This is a genomic window from Pseudomonas shiyinii (assembly GCF_056725765.1).
Genome location: NZ_CM161522.1, coordinates 39,972 through 54,030 on the forward strand (window position 1 = coordinate 39,972; position 14,059 = coordinate 54,030).

The window sequence follows — 14,059 nt, forward strand, 5'->3', positions numbered from 1 at the left end:
GCTGGTGGCGGGGTGGAAATTCGCACCCTGGCGACCAACAATTGCACGGAGGCGACCACTTTTGCCGTGGAGCATGCGATGCCGGAAACCATTCATTTCCTCCTGTTGCCGGGCTTCTCGGCCATGGGCTTCATCAGCGCCCTGGAGCCCCTGCGCGTGGCCAACCGGTTCCGCGGGCCGCTGTACCGCTGGCGTGTGCTGAGCCTGGACGGCGGCGCGGTGGAGGCCAGCAATGGCATGTCGGTGAACGCCGATGGCGTGCTGGGGGAGGGGGAGTCTGCGCGCATGCTGTTGATCGTTGCAGGCTTCGATCCCCTGGCCTGTTTTGGCGCGGCGTTGCATCAGGCGCTGCGGCGTCTGGACCATGAGGGTGTGTTGCTGGGCGGCATCGACACCGGTGCGATGGTGTTGGCCGAGGCCGGGCTGCTCGACGGTCATCGGGCGACCGTGCATTGGGAAGCGCTGGAGGCGTTCAAGGAGCGCTATCCACGATTGCAGGCGACCCAGGAGCTGTTCGAGATCGATCGCCGGCGCATCACCTGTGCCGGGGGGACCGCGTCCATCGACCTGATGCTCGACCTCATTGGCCAGGGCCATGGCAGCGAGCTGGCGGTGCAGGTGTCGGAGCAGTTCGTGCTCGGACGTATCCGTCCGCGACAAGACCACCAGCGTATGGAGATCGCCAACCGCTATGGTCTTCGCAACAAGAAGCTGGTGCGGGTGATCGGCGAGATGGAGCGCAACACCGAGCAGCCGCTCAACACCGAGGTGCTGGCCGACGGTGTGCAGATCACCCGGCGCCAGTTGGAGCGGTTGTTCCGCCTGCACCTGGACGACACGCCCAGTGGTTTCTATCTGCGACTGCGCCTGGACAAGGCGCGGCAACTGTTGCGCCAGACCGACATGAGCGTGCTGGAGGTGAGCATCGCCTGTGGCTTCGAGTCGGCGTCGTATTTCACCCGTTGCTATCGGGCTCGGTTCGAGCGGTGCCCGCGGGAGGATCGGATGGCCAGGGCGGTGTGAGGGTGCCCGTTGGCCCTATCGCCGACAAGCCGGCTCCCACAGGTATAGCGGTGTCCTTGAAAACAGCGCAGGGCCGGTGGGAGCCGGCTTGCCGGCGATAAGGCCGGAGCGAGCAACGCACTAGCTACTGCTGCCCGATGGACTGCAAGTACTCGGAGCGTTCATCGCTACGCTGCGCCAGGCAGGTGTTCCATGCCGCTTCGAACGCCTTGCCGCCCGGCTTCTCGGCAAAGGTCTCGACCTTGCAGTCGGCGTCGCGCAATTGTGTCCACAGGGCCTGGGCAGCCTGCAGGCGGCTGGTCAATTGCTGCACTTTGTCGTTTTCGTCCGGGTACTGGTCGGTGATGCGCTGGATGAGATCGTCGAAGGCCGCTGCGAGCTCCCGTTCGGCGGTCTGCTTGTTGTAGGCCGCACAGGCATAGCTTTGCGTGTCGTTTTCGACAGTGTCGCAAGGCGTGCTTTCGTCCTCGTTGGCCTGGGCGCCCAGGGCCACGGCCACCAGGGCCAGCCATGCCATTGATTTCATCCGTTTTCTCCTCAACAGGCTGACGAATCGCCGGGATTCTCGCTCACTCCGGGGGCGCTTGGTAGCTCCCTGAAGAAAAGTTCATAAAGCCTGAAAACGCCGTTGTCGAGACCGCCTCTCATCGCCGTATGGCGCACCAGAGGGCGCCTTGTCGGCCTTTGACGCTTTCGGCAAACCCCCTGTCGTTTTTGCACCGGGGCGCCTCGGGCCGCAGGCATATGCTGGCCCCAAAGCGCCGGCACAAGGTTTGGCGCGAGCAAACTCAATAAAAGGGGACAGCCTGATGAGCCCAGCCGAATTGCACGCCGACAGCATCGTCATCGACGGTCTGATCATCGCCAAGTGGAACCGCGAACTGTTCGAGGACATGCGCAAAGGTGGCCTCACTGCGGCCAACTGCACGGTGTCGGTCTGGGAAGGCTTCAAGGCGACCGTCGACAACATCGCTTCCAGCCAGAAACTGATCCGCGAGAACAGCGACCTGGTCATGCCGGTGCGTACCACCGCCGACATCCGCAAGGCCAAGGAGCTGGGCAAGACCGGCATCCTCTTCGGCTTCCAGAACGCCCATGCCTTCGAAGACCAGATCGGCTACGTCGAAGTGTTCAAGCAGCTGGGCGTGGGCATCGTGCAGATGTGCTACAACACCCAGAACCTGGTGGGCACCGGCTGCTACGAGCGCGATGGCGGCCTGTCGGGCTTCGGTCGCGAGATCGTCGCCGAGATGAACCGCGTCGGCATCATGTGCGACCTGTCCCACGTCGGCTCCAAGACCAGCGAGGAAGTCATCCTCGAGTCGAAGAAGCCGGTCTGCTACTCCCACTGCCTGCCTTCGGGCCTGAAGGAACACCCACGCAACAAGTCGGACGAAGAGCTGAAGTTCATCGCCGACCACGGCGGCTTCGTCGGCGTGACCATGTTCGCACCGTTCCTGGCCAAGGGCATCGACTCGACCATCGACGACTACGCCGAGGCCATCGAGTACACCATGAACATCGTCGGTGAAGACGCGATCGGTATCGGTACCGACTTCACCCAGGGCCACGGCCAGGACTTCTTCGAGTACCTGACCCACGACAAGGGTTACGCCCGTCGCCTGACCAATTTCGGCAAGATCATCAACCCGCTGGGGATCCGCACTGTCGGCGAATTCCCGAACCTCACCGAGACCTTGCTCAAGCGCGGCCACTCCGAGCGTGTGGTGCGCAAGATCATGGGCGAGAACTGGGTAAACGTCCTCAAGGATGTGTGGGGCGAATAAGCCGCACTCCGAGCCTGAAGGCCCCGGCTAGCAACGTCGGGGCAACCAATAAAAATTTTTCTGGAGTTGAGTTTCCATGGCCAAGATCGCCCCGCAATTGCCAATCGAAGTCGATACCGAGACCGGTGTATGGACCACAGACGCCCTGCCGATGCTGTATGTGCCGCGTCACTTCTTCGTCAACAACCACATCGGTATCGAAGAAGTACTGGGCGCTGACGCCTACGCCGAGATCCTCTACAAGGCCGGCTACAAGTCCGCCTGGCACTGGTGCGAGAAAGAAGCCGAATGCCATGGCCTGGAAGGCGTCGCGGTGTTCGAGCACTACATGAAGCGCCTGTCGCAGCGCGGCTGGGGCCTGTTCGAGATCCAGGACATCGACCTGGACAAGGGCACCTGCAGCGTCAAGCTCAAGCACTCTGCGTTCGTCTACGTCTATGGCAAGTGCGGCCGCAAGGTCGACTACATGTTCACCGGCTGGTTCGCCGGCGCCATGGACCAGATCCTCGCCGCCCGTGGCAGCTCCATCCGTACCGTGGCCGAGCAGGTCTACGGTGGTTCGGAAGAAGGCCACGACGACGGCCTGTTCATCGTCAAGCCGTTGTAAGTCGGAGTAAGCGACATGGCATTCGAAGCAATGTTTCAGCCGATTCAGATCGGCAAACTGACCATCCGCAACCGCGTGCTCAGCACCGCGCACGCCGAGGTCTACGCCACCGACGGCGGCATGACCACCGAGCGTTACGTCAAGTACTACGAGGAGAAGGCCAAGGGCGGCATCGGCCTGGCCATCTGCGGTGGTTCGTCCGTGGTCGCCATCGACAGCCCACAGGAGTGGTGGTCGTCGGTGAACCTGTCGACCGACCGGATCATCCCGCACTTCCAGAACCTCGCCGACGCCATGCACAAGCATGGCGCCAAGATCATGATCCAGATTACCCACATGGGCCGTCGCTCGCGTTGGGACGGTTTCAACTGGCCGACCCTGATGTCGCCGTCCGGTATCCGTGAACCCGTTCACCGCGCTACCTGCAAGACCATCGAGGTCGAAGAGATCTGGCGTGTGATTGGCAACTACGCCCAGGCCGCACGCCGGGCGAAGGAAGGCGGCCTGGACGGCGTCGAGCTGTCGGCCGTGCACCAGCACATGATCGACCAGTTCTGGAGCCCACGCGTCAACAAGCGTACCGACGAATGGGGCGGTACCTTCGAAGGCCGTATGAAGTTCGGCCTGGAAGTGCTCAAGGCCGTGCGCGCCGAGGTCGGTGACGACTTCTGCGTGGGCATGCGTATCTGTGGCGACGAATTCCACCCCGATGGCCTGAGCCACGAGGACATGAAGCAGATCGCCGCATACTACGATGCCACCGGCATGCTCGACTTCATCGGTGTGGTCGGTTCGGGTTGCGACACCCACAACACCCTGGCCAACGTCATCCCGAACATGAGCTACCCGCCGGAGCCGTTCCTGCACCTGGCGGCCGGCATCAAGGAAGTGGTCAAGGTCCCGGTGCTGCACGCGCAGAACATCAAGGACCCGAACCAGGCTACCCGTATCCTGGAGGGCGGTTACGTCGACATGGTCGGCATGACCCGTGCACACATGGCCGACCCGCACCTGATCGCCAAGATCAAGATGGGTCAGGTCGACCAGATCAAGCAGTGCGTCGGCGCCAACTACTGCATCGACCGCCAGTACCAGGGCCTGGATGTACTGTGCATCCAGAACGCCGCGACCTCCCGTGAATACATGGGCGTGCCGCACATCATCGAGAAGACCACCGGGCCCAAGCGCAAGGTGGTGGTGGTCGGTGCCGGCCCTGCCGGTATGGAAGCTGCCCGCGTCGCCGCCGAGCGTGGCCACGACGTGACCCTGTTCGAGAAGAAGGACCAGATCGGTGGCCAGATCACCATCGCGTCCAAGGCGCCGCAGCGTGACCAGATCGCCGGTATCACCCGGTGGTACCAGCTGGAGCTGGCCCGCCTGAAGGTAGACCTGCGCCTGGGTACAGCGGCCGACGCCGAGACCATCATGGACCTGCGTCCGGATGTCGTGGTGCTGGCAGTGGGCGGCCATCCGTTCGTCGAGCAGAACGAGCACTGGGGCGCTGCCGAAGGCCTGGTGGTCAGCAGCTGGGACGTGCTGGATGGCAAGGTCGCACCGGGCAAGAACGTGCTGGTATACGACACTATCTGCGAATTCACCGGCATGTCCACCGCGGACTTCCTGGCCGACAAGGGCGCCCAGGTAGAGATCGTCACCGACGACATCAAGCCGGGCGTAGCGATGGGCGGTACCACCTTCCCGACCTACTACCGCAGCCTGTACCCCAAGGAAGTGATCATGACCGGCGACATGATGCTGGAAAAGGTCTACCGCGAGGGCGACAAGCTGGTGGCGGTGCTCGAGAACGAGTACACCGGCGGCAAGGAGGAGCGCGTGGTCGACCAGGTCGTGATCGAGAACGGCGTGCGTCCTGACGAAGCGCTGTACTACGCACTGAAGGACGGTTCGCGCAACAAGGGCCAGATCGACGTCGAGGCGCTGTTCGCCATCAAGCCGCAACCGATCCTCAGCCAGCCGGGCGAAGGCTACCTGCTGTATCGCATCGGCGACTGCGTGGCCCAGCGCAACGTCCACGCGGCGATCTATGACGCCTTGCGCCTGTGCAAGGACTTCTGATCGCACCGCCTCGCTAGAGGCGGGATTGGCTCCCCTGTAGGAGCGGCCTTGTGCCGCGAAAGGGCTGCACTGCAGCCCCAGCAAGTTCGCAGCACTGCTGGAATGCTGGGGTCGCTCCGCGACCCTTTCGCGGCACAAGACCGCTCCTACAGGGGTCCGCGCCACCCTCGAGGGCGGCGCAAGAATCTAGCTGTTGTGGGAGCCTCCCATGTTGAACACCCTTCTACCCATCCTGCTGTTCGCTGCCCTTGGCCTGGCGGTGCTCGGCGCCCTGCGCCGGGTGCGCATGTGGCGGCGTGGCCGACCGTCCAAGGTCAACCTGATCGGCGGCCTGCTGGCCATGCCGCGTCGCTACCTGGTGGACCTGCACCATGTGGTCGAGCGCGACAAGTACATGTCCAAGACCCACGTGGCTACCGCCGGTGGCTTCGTGCTGTCGGCCGTGCTGGCGATCCTGGTGCATGGCTTTGGCCTGCAGAGCAAGATCCTTGGCTACGCCCTGCTGGTCGCCACGGTGATCATGTTCAGTGGCGCCATCTTCGTCTTCAAGCGTCGCCTGAACCCGCCCGCGCGCCTGTCCAAGGGCCCGTGGATGCGCCTGCCCAAGAGCTTGCTGGTGTTCGCCGCGAGTTTCTTCATCGCGACCCTGCCGGTCGCCGGCATCCTGCCTGAAGGTACCGGTGGCTGGCTGCTGGTGGCCGTGCTGGGCGTCGGCGTGCTGTGGGGCGTGTCGGAGCTGTTCTTCGGCATGACCTGGGGCGGCCCGATGAAGCACGCCTTCGCCGGTGCCCTGCACCTGGCCTGGCACCGCCGTGCCGAACGTTTCGGTGGTGGCCGCTCCACTGGCCTCAAGCCGCTGGACCTGGAAGACCCGAACGCGCCCCTGGGCGTGGAAAAGCCGGTGGACTTCACCTGGAACCAGCTGCTGGGCTTCGATGCCTGTGTACAGTGCGGTAAGTGCGAAGCCATGTGCCCGGCCTTCGCCGCTGGCCAGCCGCTGAACCCGAAGAAGCTCATCCAGGACATGGTCATTGGCCTGGCTGGCGGTACCGACGCCAAGTTCGCCGGCAGCCCCTACCCGGGCAAGCCGATCGGCGAACACGGCGGCCACCCGCACCAGCCGATCGTCAACGGCCTGGTCGATGCCGAGACCCTGTGGTCGTGCACCACCTGCCGCGCGTGCGTGGAAGAGTGCCCGATGATGATCGAGCACGTCGACGCCATCGTCGACATGCGCCGCCACCTCACCCTGGAAAAGGGCGCGACCCCGAACAAGGGCGCCGAGGTGCTGGACAACTTGATCGCCACCGACAACCCCGGCGGTTTCAACCCCGGTGGCCGGATGAACTGGGCGGCCGACCTCAACCTCAAGCTGTTGTCCGATGTGAAGAGCACCGAGGTGCTGTTCTGGGTGGGTGATGGCGCCTTCGACATGCGCAACCAGCGTACCCTGCGTTCGTTCGTCAAAGTGCTCAAGGCCTCGGGCGTCGACTTCGCCGTGCTCGGCCTGGAAGAGCGCGACAGCGGCGACGTGGCGCGCCGCCTGGGCGACGAAGCGACCTTCCAGCAGCTGGCCAAGCGCAACATCCAGACGCTGAACAAGTACCGCTTCCAGCGCATCGTTACCTGCGACCCGCACAGCTTCCATGTGCTGAAGAACGAATACGGCGCCCTGGGCGGCGAGTACCAGGTGCAGCACCACAGCACCTACATCGCCGAACTGATCGCGGCCAACAAGCTCAACCTGGGCCAGCACAAAGGTGGCAGCGTCACCTACCACGACCCGTGCTACCTGGGCCGCTACAACGGCGAATACGAAGCACCGCGCGACGTGCTCAAAGCATTGGGTATCGAAGTACGCGAGATGGAGCGTTCGGGCTTCCGTTCCCGCTGCTGCGGCGGTGGAGGCGGTGCGCCGATCACCGATATCCCGGGCAAGCAGCGTATTCCGGACATGCGCATGGACGATATCCGCCAGACCGAAGCCGAGGTGGTGGCCGTGGGTTGCCCACAGTGCACCGCGATGCTCGAAGGTGTGGTCGAGCCACGCCCGCTGATCAAGGATATCGCCGAGCTCGTGGCCGACGTGCTGATCGAAGACGAAGCGCCTGCGGCGGGAAAGTCGCAAGCGGCCAAACGTGAAACTGCGGAGGTGCACTGATGAGCGACATCATCCGCCGCGACCCACGCGCCGAGTGGATCGCCCGTAACCGTCTGCATCCGCTGCACGCAGCGATGCAGACGCAGCAGACCAGCTGGATGGGCCCCAACGGCATCATCCGCAAGAACCCCCATGCGATCGCCGCGGGCTTCATTGGCCCCAATGGCCTCAAACGCATCGACCGCAGTGGTGCCCAGCAAGGCACCACAGGTGGCGCACGGCGCACCGCTGCGGCCGAAGTGCAGTTGCCGCTGCACCAGGTCGCGGACCCGGCGTTCTACATCGCCGTGGTCCCTGACATGGTCGGTGGCCGCCTCGGCAGCCACGACCGCGACCTGCTGGGCCTGGCCCACAGCCTGGCCGGCAAGGACGGTGCGGTATTGGCGATCGTGTTCGGCGAACACAAGGAAAGCAATTTCGCCACCGCCGGTGTCGACCGCCTGTTGGTGATCGAAGGCGAGGCATACGAAGGTTATGCACCGGAGCAGTTGGTGCAGGGCCTGCGTGCTGTGGATAACCAGTTCGCACCGCGCCATTGGCTGCTGCCCGACAGCCGCACCGGTGGCGGCGAACTGGGCCGTCGCCTGGGCGCCGCACTGGGCGAACGCCCGGCGACGCGTGTCTGGCAGGTCAAGGACGGCCAGTGCATCGGTCGTGCCGGTGCCGGCCAACAGGACCTGCAGCGTACCCTGCCGCGCCTGATCCTGGCCGCGGCCGAGTGCTCGGACCCGGTCAGCGAAACCCGTCACGAAGCATTGCCGGTGGAGTTGTCCACAAGCGTGGCACGCAGCCTGTCGCGTATCGAAGACCTTGGCTCGGTGGCCGTGGACCCGGCCGCCATCGCCATGGCCGAGTCGGAGTTCATCGTTTCCGGCGGCAACGGCGTCAAGGACTGGGACCTTTTCCACAAGGCGGCCGCCGCCCTCGGTGCGACCGAAGGCGCCTCGCGGGTGGCAGTGGACGATGGCTTCATGCCGCGTAACCGTCAGGTCGGTGCTACCGGTACCTGGGTCACGGCACGCGTCTACGTGGCCGTGGGCATCTCCGGGGCGATCCAGCACCTGCAGGGCATCGGCGCCTGCGACAAGGTGGTGGCGGTGAACATGGACCCAGGCTGCGACATGATCAAGCGGGCTGACCTGTCGGTGATTGGCGACAGTTCGGCAATTCTCCAGGCGTTGATCGAAGCTGTGGACAACTACCGCAGCGCCGGCCAGCGCGACGCGGCATAAGGGCACGAGCATGAGTACGAAAGTCATCAGCCTGGTCTCCATCGGCGCCCACCCAAGCTCTGGCCGCACCCGTCGTGCCGAGCAGGACGCCCGCGCCGTGGAGCTGGGTTTGCAGCTGGCTGGGGATAACTTGCAGGTCGTGCATGCGGGCGACCCGCGTGAAGAGGCCCTGCGTGCCTACCTGGGTATGGGGCTGGACCATCTCGATGTGCTGGAGCAGCCTGCCGGCGCCGATGTCCTGGGTGTGCTGGGCGATTACCTGCGCGATGCCGGGGCACAGTTGGTGTTGACCGGCAGCCAGGCGGAAACCGGCGAAGGCTCGGGCATGCTGCCGTTCCTGCTGGCCGAGCGCCTGGGTTGGCCGTTGGTGGTTGGATTGGCGGAGGTGGAGTCCATCGAAAATGGCACCGCGCAGGTCCTGCAGGCATTGCCTCGGGGCCAGCGTCGCCGGTTGAAGGTGCGCCTGCCGCTGCTGGCCACTGTGGATAATGCTGCGCCCAAGCCGCGCCAAAGTGCGTTCGGCCCGGCGCGCCGGGGTGTGCTGGCGGTGCGCAACGTGGCGATCGTCGAGGATGAACTGCTGGCCGAGTCCGAGCTGCAACCGGCCCGCCCGCGGCCCAAGCGGTTGAAGGTGATCAAGGCCAAGAGCGGTGCCGACCGCATGAAAGCCGCCACAGCCAAGGCCAGCGGCGGGGGCGGCAAGGTGCTCAAGGACGTTTCGCCGCAAGAGGGCGCCGAGGCGATCCTCAAGCTGTTGGTGGAAGAAGGGGTGCTGCGCTAGGCATTCCTACGCCGGGGCCACTGCGCGCCCCTTCGCGGCACAAGGCCGCTCCTACAGAGGTTATGCGATCCCTGTGGAGCGGTCTTGTGCCGCGAAGGGGCGCGCAGCGGCCTCGATCTTTTACACACCGAATCTGTTCGCCACCCTGTTGATAAAATGTTCACGCTTCGCTGTAGGTCGCGCTGCTCCTAGCCTCCAGCGCTTTGATCAATAATTGAGCAGGCTCTACGCTTCACTTATCCCCTCACCCCTGAACGTTTCCCACAATCGCTGTTGGCGGCTCTGTGGATAATCTGTTTGGCCAATGGCGCAGCCCGCATAGTCACTGGGCTCCAGCCGTTTGTTCGATAATTGATCAAATCCTCTTGAACCGGCGCGTACCAGGGCATTAAGGGGGTCTATCCACAGCGCATGTGTCAATGACCCAACCTTGCCCACAAAGTCTGTTGGCGGCTCTGTGGACAAGATGTTCGGTAGTCGCTGCAGGCCACGAAATCAAAGGGATACAGTGGATTGATCAAATAACGATCAAATCGTCAGGCTCGTCTACCCCAATAGCTTTCCACAAATAGTGTGTGCCAGGCTGTGGATAAAATGTTGGCTTGTGGTCGCAAGCCCCGGAGGGATAGGGCTGGGTGGCGTTGATCAAGAAATGATCAAGCGGCTGTTGCGGCCAATCGCGGGGCAAGCCCGCTCATACAGAGGCCTGGACAAAAAAAGAGCAGCCTTGGGCTAATACCTGTCAGTTAAAGCCCCATCGCCGGCAAGCCGGCTCCCACCTGTCCTGCGCTGCTGTTATAGACACCGCGGAACCTGTGGGAGCCGGCTTGCCGGCGATGGGCTGCGAAGCAGCCCAAAATGCAGCTTACTGCGCTTTCACTTCCTTCAGGTACGGTGCCGGCTCTGCGCCCAGATTGTTGAGCAGGCGCTGGCTGTACCAGTCGATGAAGTTGACCACGCCGAACTCGTAAGTCTTGGAGTATGGGCCAGGCTGGTAGGCGGTGGAGTTGATGCCGCGCTGGTTCTCTTCGGCCAGGCGACGGTCCTGGTCGTTGGTGGCATCCCACACCTTGCGCATGTTCTCAGGGTCGTAGTCGACACCTTCGACCGCATCCTTGTGCACCAGCCACTTGGTGGTGACCATCGATTCCTGGGCGCTGATCGGCCACACGGTGAAGACGATCATATGGTCGCCCATGCAGTGGTTCCACGCGTGCGGCAGGTGCAGGATGCGCATCGAGCCCAGGTCCGGGTTCTTGATACGGCCCATCAGCTTCTTGCACGCCTGCTTGCCGTCCATGGTCATGGACACGGTACCCTTGAGCAGTGGCATGCGCACGATACGGTTACGCAGGCCATGGCTCTTGTGCTCATGCGGGATGCCTTCGGCTTCCCAGGCAGCGGCGGAAGCGGCTACGTGGTCCTTGAACGCCTGGTCGGCACGTGGATCGTTGGTGTCGTCCCACTCCAGCAAGGTCTTGAGCAACTCAGGGTGCGACCCGTTGCAGTGGTAGCACTCACGGTTGTTTTCCAGCACCAGCTTCCAGTTGGCCTTTTCCATCAAGGTGGTTTGCACCGCCACCTTGGTGTTTTCCATGTCGTACGGTTCCATGTAGTGGTCCAGGGTGGCCAGGAACTCGTCGATGGCAGGCGGGTTCTCCGCCAGGCTGATGAAGATGTAGCCGCCCGCGGTCTTCACGTTGACCGGCTTGAGGCCGTACTTCTTCATGTCGAAATCGTCGCCCATCTCGGTGCCGGCGAACAGCAGGCGGCCATCGATCTCATAGGTCCACTGGTGGTACGGGCAGACCAGTTTGGCGACCTTGCCTTTTTCGCTGGTGCACAGGCGCGAGCCGCGGTGGCGGCAGACGTTGTGGAAGGCATGGACCTGGCCTTCGGCGCCGCGGATCACGATGATCGGGTTCTTGCCGATCTGCAGGGTCAGGAAGTTGCCCTTGGTCGGGATCTCGCAGGTCATGCCGGCGATCAACCATTCCTTGTGGAAGATCTCCTGCATGTCGATCTGGAACAGACGCTCGTCAGTGTAGAAAGGCTGGGGCAGCGAGTAGGTGCGCTCGCGGGTCTGCAGCATCTCGGCGGTTGCCTTGCGTGCAGCTTCCAGTGGATCGCCCAGGCTCAGGGTTGCGGTGACGTCCATCGTTTGGTCCTCAGGGCCGAATGCGGCCGGCGAAAGTGGCTAATCGTTGTTGTGGTTTGCCGCAAGGCTGCTTGCTAAAAACAGCGGGTTCTTTTGCCGTGGAGTGTGCGTTCGAAGGCGTCGCGAACCATATCCATGGGCGACATGGCCGATTCGAATTCCGACGCGCCAGCCCTTGTAGTGCGGGGCTGGTCGCGATAAGCACGCCGATGTCGCTGATGGGAATGTACTTCGTCGCCGGCTTGCGCATTATCGGAGCCATCAAGGCCGGTAGTCGGCCGCTGGAGATGAACATGTCCGATACCTTCCTCAATCCGGTCACTACCCAGACCTGGGCCAATGGCCGCCACATCGTGCGCTGCGTCAAGGTCATCCAGGAGACCTGGGACGTGCGCACCTTCTGCTTCATGGCCGACCAGCCGATCATGTTCTTCTTCAAGCCTGGGCAGTTCGTCACCCTGGAGCTTGAGATCGATGGCAAGCAGGTGATGCGCTCCTACACCATCTCCAGCTCGCCCTCGGTACCCTACAGCTTCTCCATCACCGTCAAGCGCGTGCCGGGCGGGCAGGTTTCCAACTGGCTGCACGACAACATGCACGAAGGCTTCGAACTGGCCGTGCACGGGCCGGTGGGGTTGTTCAACGCCATCGACTTCCCGGCACCGAAGGTGCTGTACCTCTCCGGTGGTGTCGGGATCACCCCGGTGATGTCCATGGCTCGCTGGTTCTATGACACCAACGGCAACGTCGACATGGTCTTCGTCCACAGCGCCCGCTCGCCGAAGGACATCATCTACCACCGCGAACTGGACCAGATGGCTTCGCGGATCCCCAACTTCAGCCTGCACATCATTTGCGAGAAGCACGGCCTGGGCGAGCCTTGGTCGGGCTACCGCGGCTACCTGAACCAGCGCCTGATGGAACTGATCGCGCCTGACTACATGGAGCGGGTGGTGTTCTGCTGCGGCCCGACCCCCTACATGAACGCGGTCAAGCGCATGCTCGAAGCGGTGGGCTTCGATATGCGCAACTATCATGAGGAGTCGTTCGGCGCGACCCCGCCGGAAGCCAAGGCCGACGCCGTGGAGCACGCCGAGCAGGCGGCCGAGGCCGCCGAGGAGATAGATGCCGCCGATCTCAATCTGGTGGAGTTCGTCGGCAGCGAGAAGAGCATTCGTATCGCCCCGGGCGAGACCGTGCATGCCGCTGCTGCCAAGGTCGGCCTGATGATTCCGAAGGCTTGCGGCATGGGCATCTGCGGTACCTGCAAGGTGCTCAAGCTCGGCGGCGAAGTGGAAATGGACCACAACGGTGGCATCACCGAGGACGACGAGGCCGAAGGGTACATCCTGTCGTGCTGCAGTGTGCCGAAAGGGGATGTGCGGATCGATTACTGATCCCGGACACCTCAAGGGGCCGCTTAGCGGCCCCTTTGTTTTTGGGCGCGCTTTCAGACAGAAGGTTGACCCAGGTCGGAACAACCCTCCAGCACGCCTGTCAATCTAGGCCAAGTCATTGTTTTCCCATATTTAATGGCGAGGCCGCGCGCTTTTCTTTATCGTGTGCGCCCTTTGCAACAACCCCGAGATAGACGCATGTTGGAAGCTTCCCTGAATCAACTCGAGCAACTGGTCAACGACCTGATGCAGAAGAACGCTCAACTCACCGAGCAGAACACCGCCCTCGGCCAGGAACTGGCCCAGGCCAAGGAAGAGAACGAGACCCTGCAGTTGTCGCTGATGGAACAGGAAGAGAAGCACGGCGCCACCGCCGCGCGTATCCAGGCCCTGGTAGAGCGCGCAAGCGCCGGTGTCGTCAACGCATGAGACTGCAAGCGCAGCCGATCAATGTCGTGTCGATCCTCGGCAACGACTATTCGATCAAGGCGCCCCAAGGCCAGGAAGAGACCCTGGCGCAGGCCGTGCGGATGCTCAACGCATCCCTGGCCGAAACCAAGCGTCAATACCCGACCCTGATCGGTGACAAGCTGCTGGTGCTGGCAGCCCTGAACCTGTGTTCCAGGCAGATCGAACTGCAACGCGAGCACCAGCAGACCCTCGAGCGCACCCAGGCGCAGATCGACGCCACGGTCGATGCCATCGTGCGGACCATCGCTGAACAATAAAAGTCTCGCCGCTTCCCCGCTCCCATAGAGGGGCGGGGCATTGTCCTGGATCACTGGAATAACTGGATACGTAAGTGTATACACTCTTCCCAAAACAATAATTAACGGG

At 63.0% G+C, this 14,059-nt stretch carries 12 protein-coding genes; 10 read left to right on the forward strand and 2 right to left on the reverse strand.

What is annotated here, in order from left to right; translation table 11 throughout:
- Nucleotides 1–78 precede the first annotated feature (78 nt).
- Nucleotides 79–1,023, forward strand: a complete 945-nt coding sequence (locus ACXHGZ_RS00255; protein ID WP_480461852.1) for a GlxA family transcriptional regulator — start codon at nt 79–81, stop codon at nt 1,021–1,023.
- A gap of 124 nt (nt 1,024–1,147) precedes the next feature.
- On the opposite strand, the gene ACXHGZ_RS00260 is transcribed toward ACXHGZ_RS00255, so the two are convergent.
- The gene (locus ACXHGZ_RS00260) at nt 1,148–1,549 is read right to left on the reverse strand and encodes a lysozyme inhibitor LprI family protein (protein WP_084856368.1); all 402 of its coding nucleotides are present in this window, start codon (nt 1,547–1,549) and stop codon (nt 1,148–1,150) included.
- A 283-nt stretch (nt 1,550–1,832) separates the two neighbouring features.
- On the opposite strand from ACXHGZ_RS00260, the gene ACXHGZ_RS00265 reads away from it, so the two are divergent.
- From ACXHGZ_RS00265 to etfB, 6 genes are all read left to right on the forward strand, one after another.
- On the forward strand, nt 1,833–2,810 hold the full coding sequence (locus tag ACXHGZ_RS00265; protein ID WP_084856366.1) for a dipeptidase: 978 nt from the start codon (nt 1,833–1,835) through the stop codon (nt 2,808–2,810).
- 76 nt (nt 2,811–2,886) lie between these two features.
- Nucleotides 2,887–3,417 carry a DUF5943 domain-containing protein gene (locus ACXHGZ_RS00270; RefSeq protein WP_043211077.1) on the forward strand — a complete coding sequence of 177 codons (531 nt, stop codon included), beginning with the start codon at nt 2,887–2,889 and terminating at the stop codon, nt 3,415–3,417.
- Between the two features lie 15 nt (nt 3,418–3,432).
- On the forward strand, nt 3,433–5,493 hold the full coding sequence (gene dgcA / locus ACXHGZ_RS00275) for a dimethylglycine demethylation protein DgcA (RefSeq protein WP_224457653.1): 2,061 nt from the start codon (nt 3,433–3,435) through the stop codon (nt 5,491–5,493).
- A 208-nt stretch (nt 5,494–5,701) separates the two neighbouring features.
- Entirely contained in the window at nt 5,702–7,654 is a 1,953-nt protein-coding gene (gene dgcB / locus ACXHGZ_RS00280) for a dimethylglycine demethylation protein DgcB (protein WP_084856360.1), read from the forward strand.
- A complete protein-coding gene (gene etfA, locus ACXHGZ_RS00285) occupies nt 7,654–8,886 on the forward strand; it encodes an electron transfer flavoprotein subunit alpha (protein WP_480461856.1) in 1,233 nt (410 codons plus the stop codon). Before dgcB ends, etfA begins: the two co-directional genes overlap by 1 nt.
- 10 nt (nt 8,887–8,896) lie before the next feature.
- Complete coding sequence (etfB, locus tag ACXHGZ_RS00290) at nt 8,897–9,667, forward strand: electron transfer flavoprotein subunit beta (RefSeq protein WP_480461858.1); 771 nt, start codon at nt 8,897–8,899, stop codon at nt 9,665–9,667.
- 865 nt (nt 9,668–10,532) lie between these two features.
- Here the strand turns inward: etfB and gbca are convergent.
- Nucleotides 10,533–11,825: a glycine betaine monooxygenase oxygenase subunit gene (gbca, locus tag ACXHGZ_RS00295; protein ID WP_084856355.1), complete on the reverse strand. Its 1,293-nt coding sequence runs from the start codon at nt 11,823–11,825 to the stop codon at nt 10,533–10,535.
- Nucleotides 11,826–12,118: 293 nt separating this feature from the next.
- Here gbca and gbcB point away from each other — a divergent pair, with 293 nt between their 5' ends.
- The 3 genes from gbcB to ACXHGZ_RS00310 all read left to right on the forward strand — a co-directional run bounded on the left by gbcB (nt 12,119) and on the right by ACXHGZ_RS00310 (nt 13,950).
- Nucleotides 12,119–13,222, forward strand: a complete 1,104-nt coding sequence (gbcB, locus tag ACXHGZ_RS00300) for a glycine betaine monooxygenase reductase subunit (protein ID WP_480461860.1) — start codon at nt 12,119–12,121, stop codon at nt 13,220–13,222.
- Between the two features lie 198 nt (nt 13,223–13,420).
- Nucleotides 13,421–13,651: a hypothetical protein gene (locus ACXHGZ_RS00305; protein WP_070090739.1), complete on the forward strand. Its 231-nt coding sequence runs from the start codon at nt 13,421–13,423 to the stop codon at nt 13,649–13,651.
- On the forward strand, nt 13,648–13,950 hold the full coding sequence (locus tag ACXHGZ_RS00310; RefSeq protein WP_084856348.1) for a cell division protein ZapA: 303 nt from the start codon (nt 13,648–13,650) through the stop codon (nt 13,948–13,950). Before ACXHGZ_RS00305 ends, ACXHGZ_RS00310 begins: the two co-directional genes overlap by 4 nt.
- Nucleotides 13,951–14,059: the final 109 nt, after the last annotated feature.

Coding starts and splice junctions, on each gene's coding strand:
- ACXHGZ_RS00255 (WP_480461852.1), top strand. CDS start 79: ATGCCGGAAACCATTCATTTCCTCCTGTTGCCGGGCTTCTCGGCCATG.
- ACXHGZ_RS00260 (WP_084856368.1), bottom strand. CDS start 1,549: ATGAAATCAATGGCATGGCTGGCCCTGGTGGCCGTGGCCCTGGGCGCC.
- ACXHGZ_RS00265 (WP_084856366.1), top strand. CDS start 1,833: ATGAGCCCAGCCGAATTGCACGCCGACAGCATCGTCATCGACGGTCTG.
- ACXHGZ_RS00270 (WP_043211077.1), top strand. CDS start 2,887: ATGGCCAAGATCGCCCCGCAATTGCCAATCGAAGTCGATACCGAGACC.
- dgcA (WP_224457653.1), top strand. CDS start 3,433: ATGGCATTCGAAGCAATGTTTCAGCCGATTCAGATCGGCAAACTGACC.
- dgcB (WP_084856360.1), top strand. CDS start 5,702: ATGTTGAACACCCTTCTACCCATCCTGCTGTTCGCTGCCCTTGGCCTG.
- etfA (WP_480461856.1), top strand. CDS start 7,654: ATGAGCGACATCATCCGCCGCGACCCACGCGCCGAGTGGATCGCCCGT.
- etfB (WP_480461858.1), top strand. CDS start 8,897: ATGAGTACGAAAGTCATCAGCCTGGTCTCCATCGGCGCCCACCCAAGC.
- gbca (WP_084856355.1), bottom strand. CDS start 11,825: ATGGACGTCACCGCAACCCTGAGCCTGGGCGATCCACTGGAAGCTGCA.
- gbcB (WP_480461860.1), top strand. CDS start 12,119: ATGTCCGATACCTTCCTCAATCCGGTCACTACCCAGACCTGGGCCAAT.
- ACXHGZ_RS00305 (WP_070090739.1), top strand. CDS start 13,421: ATGTTGGAAGCTTCCCTGAATCAACTCGAGCAACTGGTCAACGACCTG.
- ACXHGZ_RS00310 (WP_084856348.1), top strand. CDS start 13,648: ATGAGACTGCAAGCGCAGCCGATCAATGTCGTGTCGATCCTCGGCAAC.